The 9,836-nt window shown below is 69.4% G+C and carries 10 protein-coding genes; 4 read left to right on the top strand and 6 right to left on the bottom strand.

The annotated features are described in order from the left end of the window. A partial coding sequence (locus VF330_RS24005; RefSeq protein WP_330853918.1) for a CHAD domain-containing protein occupies nt 1-839 on the bottom strand: 839 nt, incomplete at its 3' end. Nucleotides 840-990: 151 nt separating this feature from the next. Between VF330_RS24005 and VF330_RS24000 the strand changes: the two genes are divergently transcribed. Then, complete coding sequence (locus VF330_RS24000) at nt 991-1,800, top strand: hypothetical protein (protein WP_330853917.1); 810 nt, start codon at nt 991-993, stop codon at nt 1,798-1,800. A gap of 4 nt (nt 1,801-1,804) precedes the next feature. On the opposite strand, the gene VF330_RS23995 is transcribed toward VF330_RS24000, so the two are convergent. Together VF330_RS23995 and VF330_RS23990 are read right to left on the bottom strand one after the other, a co-directional pair. Then, nucleotides 1,805-3,340: an amidohydrolase gene (locus tag VF330_RS23995; RefSeq protein WP_330853916.1), complete on the bottom strand. Its 1,536-nt coding sequence runs from the start codon at nt 3,338-3,340 to the stop codon at nt 1,805-1,807. A gap of 10 nt (nt 3,341-3,350) precedes the next feature. Continuing rightward, nucleotides 3,351-4,601 carry a lysine N(6)-hydroxylase/L-ornithine N(5)-oxygenase family protein gene (locus tag VF330_RS23990; protein WP_330853915.1) on the bottom strand — a complete coding sequence of 417 codons (1,251 nt, stop codon included), beginning with the start codon at nt 4,599-4,601 and terminating at the stop codon, nt 3,351-3,353. A gap of 93 nt (nt 4,602-4,694) precedes the next feature. On the opposite strand from VF330_RS23990, the gene VF330_RS23985 reads away from it, so the two are divergent. Beyond that, entirely contained in the window at nt 4,695-5,645 is a 951-nt protein-coding gene (locus VF330_RS23985) for a methionyl-tRNA formyltransferase (protein WP_330853914.1), read from the top strand. Between the two features lie 72 nt (nt 5,646-5,717). Next, complete coding sequence (locus VF330_RS23980) at nt 5,718-6,368, top strand: HNH endonuclease family protein (protein WP_330853913.1); 651 nt, start codon at nt 5,718-5,720, stop codon at nt 6,366-6,368. On the opposite strand, the gene VF330_RS23975 is transcribed toward VF330_RS23980, so the two are convergent. Next, nucleotides 6,365-6,826, bottom strand: coding sequence for an SMI1/KNR4 family protein (locus VF330_RS23975; RefSeq protein ID WP_330853912.1), 462 nt, complete (start codon nt 6,824-6,826; stop codon nt 6,365-6,367). The genes VF330_RS23980 and VF330_RS23975 overlap by 4 nt on opposite strands. A 66-nt stretch (nt 6,827-6,892) precedes the next feature. After that, a complete protein-coding gene (locus tag VF330_RS23970) occupies nt 6,893-7,543 on the bottom strand; it encodes a hypothetical protein (RefSeq protein ID WP_330853911.1) in 651 nt (216 codons plus the stop codon). Nucleotides 7,544-7,900: 357 nt separating this feature from the next. Between VF330_RS23970 and VF330_RS23965 the strand changes: the two genes are divergently transcribed. Beyond that, complete coding sequence (locus tag VF330_RS23965; RefSeq protein WP_330853910.1) at nt 7,901-8,110, top strand: hypothetical protein; 210 nt, start codon at nt 7,901-7,903, stop codon at nt 8,108-8,110. An 8-nt stretch (nt 8,111-8,118) separates the two neighbouring features. Here the strand turns inward: VF330_RS23965 and VF330_RS23960 are convergent, their stop codons facing one another. Next, nucleotides 8,119-9,576, bottom strand: coding sequence for an NF041680 family putative transposase (locus VF330_RS23960; protein WP_330853909.1), 1,458 nt, complete (start codon nt 9,574-9,576; stop codon nt 8,119-8,121). Nucleotides 9,577-9,836: the final 260 nt, after the last annotated feature.

The raw sequence follows: 9,836 nt of genomic DNA, 5'->3' as shown, positions 1-9,836 counted from the left end.
GCGGCGAGCCACTTCAGTTCGTCTGTCAGGGCTCGGGTTGCTTCGCGGTCGATGATCTTGCCGTAGGCCTGGAGGGCCGAGCGCATGCGGCGGGTCGCCACTCGCATCTGGTGGACCGCGTCGTGTTCGTTCGTGCGGACTCGGGGGTCCTGGTTCTGCAGCGCTGCTCGTTGTTCGTGGAGGTAGGCGAGGACCACCTCGCCTGCCGTCGACTTCTTCGTGACGGTGGGGACGGCGTCTCGTTTCACGCCGATCACCTGGGAGAGCTTGGACTTCGAGGACGACGGGGTGATGCCCGCTTCGCCCAGGTGGCGTTCCACGGTGTCGAGGAGCTTGCGGGTGCCGCCCTCGCCCAGTTCCACCTCGATCTCGCGCCACGACGTGGTGGTGGTCGAGCTGCCCATGGTCTGGGCGGTCACGACGTCGTCGACGACCTCGGCCAGCAGGTCGCCGGTGCCGTTGGTCAGCTGCCAGCGGCGGCGGTTGGTCCTGATCTCGGCCACCGGGGTCAGGGACTGGCCCCTCGTGTGGGCCCTGACCAGCGAGCTCAGGTCCTTGGGCGGGGTCTTCACCGCTCGGCCCAGGGGGACGCGGACCTCCTGGCGGCTGTCCTCGCTCTTCGGGAGCTTGAGGTGCCAGCCCTCGTCCTCGCCGCCGACCCTGCGGCGCAGCGTCACGCCGGCACGGGCGAGGCGGTAGTCGTCCGTGTCGAAGTAGGTGGCTTCGAGGTCGAACTCTTCCGGGCCCGTCGCCACGCCGGTGATCTCGGTGAGGTCCGGCAGACTCGCGTCCGATGGGGCCTCGTACTTGCGTTCGGTCTCAGTAACGGAGGTCGCCATTTCCTATTCATACCTCGTTTTGTCCGGGTTCACCCACTGTTGTGACGGTGCGTGAGGGGGCTTGCCACTGCCGGGCGGAACCCGGCCTCTAATGCGTGCAATGGCTGGTTACCCGCTTTTGCCGGTCCTCAGTGTCCGGTTCGCTGGTCGGGTGCCCACGGAGAAGGAACGGCTGGACGTCGTCGAGCCGCAGGTCGCCACGTTGATCAGCCACGTCGGTCAGCTCTCGGCCGAGCTGGAGCGCGTCACGGCCCGGCTCACCGTGCTGGAGCGGCGGTTGTCCGGGGCCGGGGACGGGCCGCCGGCCGACCTCGACGCGGTGGCGGGGGACGTCGCGCCGCTGGTCGAGGCGTTGCGGCGGGCGTGGGACGCCGAGCAGGAGATCCTGGCCGACCCGGCGCGCGTCGAGATCAGGCAGGAGGTGCTCGAGTTCGACGGCCTCAAGGCCCGCCGCGACGACGCGCGGTCCAAGTTGGACGGTGGGCGGGTGCCCCGGTTCGAGCGGGACGCGCTGTCGCACGAGGTGCGGCAGATGGAGTGGTTGATCAACGCCAACGAGGCGAGCGCGCAGCGGGCGGCCGAACGGCTGGCGGCCGACGAGGACGCGGCCACCGAGGAGTGGCGCACCGAGGCCGTGCTCGAAGGCGACAAGGCCCGCGGCGAGATCAGGGACGCGGCCGCGCGACGCATCTCGGCGGCGCTTTCGCAGTACGCGCGCATGCCCGTGTGGTTCCGGGTGGGGCTGGGGGAGATCCCCACACCGGACCCCTCGTTCTGGCTGGAGTCGGCGATCGCCGTGCTCGCCTACCGGCTGGAGTACGGCGTCACGGACGCGGTGTCGCCGCTGGGCACGGCGCCGTCGGCGGCCGGCGGGTGCCAGAACTGGGTGCGCCGCACGAACGTCCACGCCGACATCACCGACCGGCTCACCACGCTGGCCGCCACGTTCCACCTCCAGTAGGCGGTCAGCGCTGCGGCATCAGGTTCCCGCCGACCATCGTCGCGAGCACCGGGACGTCCGCGATCGCGTCGCTCGTGCGCGGGTCGTCGCCCAGCACCACGAGGTCGGCGAGCTTGCCCGGCGTGATGCTGCCCAGCACGTCCTCCTTGCGGCACGCGTAGGCGCTGCCGAGCGTGTGCGCGCGGATCGCCTCCTCGACGGTGATCGCCTCGTCCGGGCCCACCGCGCGGCCGCCTGATGAGCGCCGCCGCACCATGAACTCGATGGCGCGCAACGGCGCCCCATCCGCGACCGGCCGGTCCGAGCTGCCCGCGACGGTGATGCCGTGGTCGAGGAACGACCGGCCGCGGTACATCCACGGCGCCCGTTCCGCGCCCATGATCTCGCTGTAGTCATCGCCGTAGGCCCAGAGGAACGTCGGCTGGACGACCGGCACCACCCCCAGCTCGGCGATCCGGCCGAGCTGGTCGGGGCGCACCAGGCCGCAGTGCTCGATGCGGTGCCTGGCGTCGGCGCGGGGGCGTTGGCGCTGGGCCTCGGCCACGGCGTCGAGCGCGAAGTCGATCGCGCGGTCGCCGATCGCGTGGATCGCGAGCTGCCAACCGGCGTGGTGGCCGTCCACGACCGCCGCCCGCATGAGCTCCTCGGTGTCGGCGAACTGGCCTGCGTTGTCCGTGCCGGCGTAGGGCTCGGTCAGCGCGGCCGTGCGCGCGATCATGCCGCCGTCGGTCCACAGCTTGAGCGCGCCGAGCGAGAGCCTGTCGTCGCCGAACCCGGTGTGCAGGCCGAGGTCGATCGCCCGCGCGATGCCGTCGGCCGGTTCGGCGGCGACCGGGTGCAGGACGTGCGCGGACACCATGAGCTGCACGCGGATCGGCAGCCGCGCCCGCTGGTAGGCGGCGGCCTCCAGCGGGCTGCTCGCGATGAGCCCGGCGCCGATGCCCGCCTCCGCGCACATCGTCACGCCCTCGGCGAGCACCTGGCGGGCGCTCTCGCGCAGCTCGCCGACGATCTCGTCGAGCGAGTACGGCAGCCGCAACGTCCGCGCGGCCAGCTGCTCGTTCTCGGTGAGCCAGCCGTCGCTCGTGATGCCGGGGAGCTGCCGGAGCACCGCGGAGTTCACCACGCAGGCGTGCCCGGAGAGGTCGGCGAGGTAGAACGGGCGGTCGCCGGTGACGGGGTCGAGGTCGGCGGCGGTGAGCGGCCGGTCCATGATCCGCCGGTCGTAGCCGGACGCCTCGATCCAGCCCTCGCCGGGGGCGTTCGCGAGGCGTTCGAGCACCCCGGCGACCGTGGTCACCCCGGTCACGTCGATGGTGCGGCCGCGCCGGCCGTTCCACGCCAGGTGCGTGTGCGCGTCGATGAAACCGGGCAGCACCACGGCGCCGCCGAGGTCGACGGTCTCGGTGGCCGGCAGGCCCTCGACCTGCTCGTCCAGCCCGGCGAACCGGCCCTGCCAGATGCCGATCGTGTGCGCGGAGGGACGTGCCGGGTCCATCGTGAGGGCCCGGCAGCCCGTCAGCTTCAGGTCGAGTTCCACCCGGCGAGTATCACGCCGTCGCGAGCACCGGGACGGGCGAGTGGGTCAGCACGGACTCGAGGATTTCACCCGAACGGATCGCGACGTTGGACAGCAGCGACGACGTGATGCCGTGCGAGTGCTCGGTGCCGCCCTGCAGGTAGATGCCGCCGCGCAACGTCGTCTGCAGGCGGTAGTCGCGACCCACGACCAGACGGCCGGCCTCGTCGCGTGCGCAGGCCGCATCGAGCGAACCGAGGAACGGCGCGGCCTCGTCGTAGCCCGTGGCGAGCAGCACGAGGTCGGTGTCGAGGTACTCCTGCTCACCGGTGACGAGCGACTGGATCACCGCGCGGGCGCCCTCCGCGGACTCCTCGACGGCGACGAGCCGGGTCATGTTCATCATCCTCAGCCGCTCGGTGCCCAGCACCTTCTCCCGGTAGGTGGTGCGGTAGAGCTGCGCGATGAGGTCGACGTCGACGACCGAGTAGTTCGTGTTGCGGTGGTAGGACATCAGCCGCTGCTTCACCGCGGCCGGGGCGTCGTAGTAGTGGTCGACGGCCTCGGGGTCGAAGATCCGGTTCGCGAACGAGCTGTCGTCGGCGGGGCTGTAGCCGTAGCGGGAGAACACCGAGCACACCTCGGCGCCGGGGAACTCGCGGTGCAGGTGCGCCACGGCCTCCGCGGCGCTCTGGCCGGCGCCCACCACGACGCACCGCCTCGGGTTCGTCAGCTCACCGATCCGGTGCAGGAACTGGCTGTTGTGCCACACGCGGTCCGACAGCGCGACGCCCTCGGGGACGGTGGGGCGCAGTCCGGTCGCGAACACCAGGTTGCGGGCGTGGTACACGTCACCGGTGGCCGTGGTCACCTCGAACAGGTCGTCTTGGATCGCTTCCACGCCAACGGCTTCCGTGCCGTAGGAGACGAGGTCGTCGACCTGCGCCGCGGCCCACTCGAAGTAGTCGTGGAACTCGACGCGCAGCGGGAACAGGTTCTTGTGGTTGACGAAGTCGACGAGCCGGCCGCGGTCGCGCAGGTAGCACAGGAACGAGAAACCGCTGGTCGGGTTCCTCATCGTGACCAGGTCCTTGAGGAACGACACCTGCATGGTGGCGTCGTCGAGCAGCATGCCCCGATGCCAGCCGAACGTCTGCTGCCGTTCCAGGAACACCGCGGTGACAGGGGTTTCGGCCTGGTCGTTGTGCTCGGTCAGTGCGATGGCGAGCGCCAGGTTCGAGGGACCGAACCCGATACCGACGATGTCGTAGATCGGATGCATGAGGTCATAACTTAGGGAAGCCTAAGCTTCCTTCGCAAGCTCTCAGTTAGGTTAGCCTGACCGTATCGCACCGAGGTGAAGGAGGGCACCCCCATGAGGGTCGTCATGTTCGGGTTCCAGACCTGGGGTCATCGCACCCTGCAGGCACTTTTGGCGTCCGAGCACGAGGTCGTCCTGGTGGTCACCCACCCCAGGGGTGAAGGTGCGTACGAGAAGGTCTGGAGCGACTCGGTCGAGGACCTCGCCCGCGAGAACGGCGTCGAGGTCGTCGTCCGCGAACGCCCGGAGGACCAGGAGCTGCTCGACCGGCTCAAGGCCGCCGACCCGGACGTGATCGTCGCCTGCAACTGGCGGACGTGGATCCCGCCGCAGGTCTTCGCGCTGCCCAGGCACGGCACGTTGAACGTGCACGACTCGCTGCTGCCCAAGTACGCGGGCTTCTCGCCGTTGATCTGGGCCCTTCTCAACGACGAGAAGGAAGTCGGTGTGACGGCCCACATGATGGACGACACGCTCGACGCCGGCGACATCGTGCTCCAGCGTTCCGTCCCGGTCGGCCCGCGCGACACGACCGCGGTCCTGTTCGAGAAGACGCTGGAGCTCTTCGGCCCGATCACGGTCGACGGCCTCGTCGAGATCGCCTCCGGCCGCACGGACTTCACCAAGCAGGACCGGTCGCAGGCCTCGTTCTTCCACAAACGCGCCGAAGAGGACCTGCGCATCGACTTCACGTGGACCGCGGAGGAGCTCGACCGCCTGGTGCGGGCGCAATGCGCGCCGTACCCCAGCGCGTTCTGCTTCCACCGCGGTCAGCGCCTGGAGATCATCGAGGCGGACGTCTCCTCCGAGGTCTACGGCGGCACCCCCGGCCGGATCTTCTACCGCGAGGGCGACGGCGTGGCGGTCGTCGCGGGGGCGGAGGCGCGCCGCGGTCGCAGCAAGGCGTTGCTGGTCAAGAAGGTTCGCACGGCCGACGGCACCGAGCTGAAGGCGCACGAGTACTTCAGGAACATGGGCGGTTACCTGACCTCGCTGCCCCGGTAACCGTCACCGGTTCGACACGCGGATCACGGACCGGGTGACCGGTCCGTGACCCGGATGGTCGATCATGGGCGCATGAATCGCGCGGCGGTGACGTCACTGGTGGTCTTCGTGCTGCTCGTGGCACTCGGCTGGTACCTGTCGGAATACCAGTCCGGCAAGGAGAACCCGCCGTCGACGCCCGTGCCGACGGGGACCGCTCCCGCCGGTTCGTCCGACCTCGGCGCGGTGCAGATCGCGCCCGAGGGCAAGATGACCGGCTACAGCCGCGACCGGTTCCCGCACTGGGCCTCGCAGGGCAACTCCTGCGACACCAGGGAGATCGTGCTGCAGCGCCAGGGCGCCGACGTGAAGTCGGACAAGGACTGCAAGGCGACCTCGGGGACCTGGAACAGCCCCTACGACAACGTGGTGATCAAGGACGCGGGCGAGGTCGACATCGACCACACGGTGCCGCTGGCAGAGGCGTGGCGGTCCGGCGCGGACAAGTGGACCGACGACCAGCGCAAGGCGTTCGCCAACGACCTCGGCGGCATCCAGCTCATCGCCGTGACCGCGAAGACCAACCGCGGCAAGGGCGACCAGGACCCGGCGAAGTGGAAGCCGCCGGTCCAGGCCTACTGGTGCACGTACGCGCAGCACTGGATCTCGGTGAAGATCACCTACAAGCTGACCGCGGACCAGGCGGAGCACGACGCGCTCGCCGCGATGCTCCAGACCTGTTAGCGAGGCCAGAAACCGGGATCGCGTCCCGGCGTGAACTCGAAGAGCCGGGTGGTGAACGCACCGGTGAGCAGGTCGTGCAGGAACGCCGTCACCGGCCCGTCATAGCTCTCCCGTTCGGAGAACTCGGCGTCGCACAAGGTGATCGTCCACTCGTCCGGCTCGCCGTCGGTGCGCCAGAACAGGGTGCACTGCCCGGCCCTGCCCCACGGGACCAGGCCGTCGAGCTCGCGGGACTCGTGGATTTCGCTGAAGAAGTCGTCGAGCGAGTCCTCGTCCTCGACCGGTGACGTCACCTCGACGGCGTGGTCGAAGACGCCGCTGCCGACCGCCGACATCAGGTCCTTGTAGTCGCCGGGGAACGCAAACCCCACGTACTCCTCGGCGTCGGCCCACGACAGTTCCGGCTCGCGCTTCTGCTCCCACTTCAGCAACGCGAGCAGTGCGGCGCTCCGCGACAACGTTCCCCCTCGTTCGGTGCCGACGACACGGCCCGACCCCCCAGACGGGCCGCGTCGTCCGCTGGCTTATCCGACCTGCACGGCCTCGAACAGGCCGGACAGCTTCCAGTGCGTCACGTAGCCCATCGCCTCCGCGGCGATCAGCACGTCCAGCTTCCCGAGGTTGGTCCGCGCCGGCATCTGGTACGCCTTGCCGCGCCGCACGTCGAGGACCATCGGCGTGGCGCCCGGCAGCGTGTCCGCGATGGTGTGCTGCAGGATGCGCAGCGCGACGTTGGCCGCCTCCCTGGTCAGCGGCGCCTCCTTGGGGTGGACGAGCACGGCGTAGGTGCTGCCGTCCTTCTTGCGCAGGCCCAGGTGCGGCCGGACCTTCAGGGTGAGCTCGCCCGCGCGGTAGGTGGCGGGCTCCACCGGGACGCCGGTCGCCTTGAACGACGCCAGCCAGGGCAGGAAGCCGTCCGCGATCTCCTCGAACGCCCGCGGCTGGCCAGTGCGGTTGGCGTTCATGATCGCCTTCTTGAGCTCCAGCTCGGGTTCGGTCGAGTTGACCGCTCGGCGCAGGGCGTCGCGGATCGGGTTGTAGAAGCCGCAGACCTTGGGATCGGAGGTCAGGTACATCCCCCGCTGTTCCGACACGATGTTGATGCGTCCACGCTGACCGCTCATGACGTACTCGGTGAACGACAGTGCGGTGACGCTGACGTTGTTGTCCGGCAACGCTTTCTCCCCTCGTACCGCTCTCTTCACCTGACGTTATCCGAGAGGTCTGACAGAAACGGCGCTGCGCCGATCGGCCCAACCGTCACGGAGCGTCGACCATTCACTCGAACAGGTGGCACGCAGAGTTGCGACCTTGGCCTCAATCTGTAAGCGGAGGGTGACGGACCGGCGACCGATCACGCGGATGACCGTTCGTCTGCCGTTCGCCGACGCTCACGCAACGCTCACCGCAAGACCAGGTCGAGTGACCCTGCGTAGAAGATCAACTCGGAAGAATGGGGTCACCAGGAGAAATTGCGGCGAGGGAGCACGATGACGGTCAGGGCGGAGCGTTCACCCGATAGAGCGGGTGACGTGGAGGTTCCGCGGGAGCCGATCCGGTGGCTGGTCCACCCCGCGCACTGGCCGCAGGGCGTGCAGACGACGGTCATCCTCGTGCTCATCGCCCTGCTGCTGTGGGCCATCGCCGTCACGCTCGGCCCCGACCAGGCGTTCATCGTCGGCTCCGCGGGTGTCGCGGCCAAGCTGATCTGCATGTACCTCGAAACCCGCGCGACCCGCTAGCTTGAGTTTTAACCTGTTCGGCGGGGTCGTGGGTCGCTCGACTGGGTCTTCTCGCGGTGCTTGGGTTTCTGTGTGTTGGTGCTGGTGACGGTGTGGACGTCGTGGCGTGTGGCGGGCTGGTGGTTGGGAGTTCCGGCGGGCCGTCCGGGACCGGGCCGTGAGGGTTTCGGGACACGGGCTGGGCAAGCGAGTTGTGGACGTAGGTTCCGAAACCCTCGCCGGACCCGAGCCGGGCTCAGTCGCTGGAGCGGGCGGGGTTTCTCCCAGGGCCGGCGGAGGTCTTCGGTGAGGTCGCGGGCGAGGCGGAGCTGGGTGCAGGCGGTGATCAGCAGCCAGGTCCAGCGGTCCGCGGCTTCGGGTGAGCGCAGTTTCGGGGTGGTCCAGCCGAGGGTTTGTTTGAGCATGCGGAAGGTGTGCTCGATGTCGAAGCGGCGCAGGAACGCCTGCCAGGCGATGTCCACCTCGTGCTGATCGAGCCCGGTGCGGGAATGCCAGAGCCACACGGGTTTCGGGATCGCGCCGGACGGCAGGCACTCGACTTCAAGGCGGATCACGGTGCCGTCGAGTATGGGCAGGGCGCCGTCGTGTGAAGCCCAGGCGATGCGGTGGGTCAACCTGGGGTGCAGCCGGTCCCAGGCCCGGATCAGTGCCGGGCCGTAGAGCCGGGTCGTGGTCTCGATGGTGATATCCGGTGTGCCCCAAGTGTTCGGGTCGCCGAAGGCGAACTCGCCGCCGTGGCGCCGAGGCCTGCCCATCGTGCCCGGCGGCTGCGGCGGGACCGGGCGGCGCAGGACCCGGTCCGAGCGCATCCGGACCAGCACGGTGACCGGCAGGTCGGCCAGGACGTGGGCCAGGCGCGGGCCGTCGTAGCCGGCGTCGGCGACCAGCAGGATCTCCGGATCCCCCGGCTTCCAGTGCCCGGCCGCGGTCAGCCGGCCCACCACGTCACGGATCTGGCGGGCGGTCACGTCCGCGGCGACGTCGCCGGGAGCGAGCCGGACCGCGTCCAGCGGCGCTGTCCACGAACCCCGCCCCGCTTCCAGCGCCACCACGACCGAGTAGGGCCAGCCCGGCACCATCATGTGCTGGTCCTTGCCCCTGCCGTAGGTGTGACACAGGATCCGCTGCGGACAGGTGTGTGCTTCCGGACGAAGCCAGCAGGTCACGTCCACCGCCAGCACCAGCCGCCCATCCGCCGCCCGCGGCAGCGACACCGCGGTCAGCGCGGTGCGTAACCGGCTGGCATCCACCCGGCCCCGCGCCAGTGCCGCGTAGCCGCTGCCATGACCACGGCGATGCTCACCGGCCAGCGACAACTCCGCCACCGACCGCACCGGCCCGTCCGCGCACAAGATCGCGTCGGTCAGTTCGAACAACGCATCCGCCCGCCGGGGCAAGCACCGGTAGAACTCCTGCCGCAACCCGGACAACTCCCCGGACGCACCCGTGCCACGGCCATGGTGCACACTGATCAATTGAAGCCCTTGGTCTCGATCTTCGTCTGTCGCAAGAAGAAGAATCGACCAAGGGCTTCACTCATGATCAACCAGGGTCACGCCCAGCCGCTCAGAGGTTAAAACTCAAGCTAGGTCCTGTCCCGTGAGTCCGTTCGATGAGAGTCACGGGACAGGACCTAGGAGACGCGGCGGCCCGTGCTGTCGTCCCGGATGGCGGTGACGAGGTCCTCACGCGCCCTGGCGACGCGTGACCGGATCGTCCCGACCGG

The sequence above is a fragment of the Lentzea sp. genome (assembly GCF_036380075.1).
Lineage (GTDB): Bacteria > Actinomycetota > Actinomycetes > Mycobacteriales > Pseudonocardiaceae > Lentzea.
This window is presented reverse-complemented; position numbering and strand designations above follow the sequence as displayed.

Bases quoted from the DNA above. Each gene is read 5' to 3' on its own strand.
- VF330_RS23980 (WP_330853913.1), top strand. From the start codon at position 5,718: ATGAATCGCGCGGCGGTGACGTCACTGGTGGTCTTCGTGCTGCTCGTG.
- VF330_RS23985 (WP_330853914.1), top strand. From the start codon at position 4,695: ATGAGGGTCGTCATGTTCGGGTTCCAGACCTGGGGTCATCGCACCCTG.
- VF330_RS23990 (WP_330853915.1), bottom strand. From the start codon at position 4,601: ATGCATCCGATCTACGACATCGTCGGTATCGGGTTCGGTCCCTCGAAC.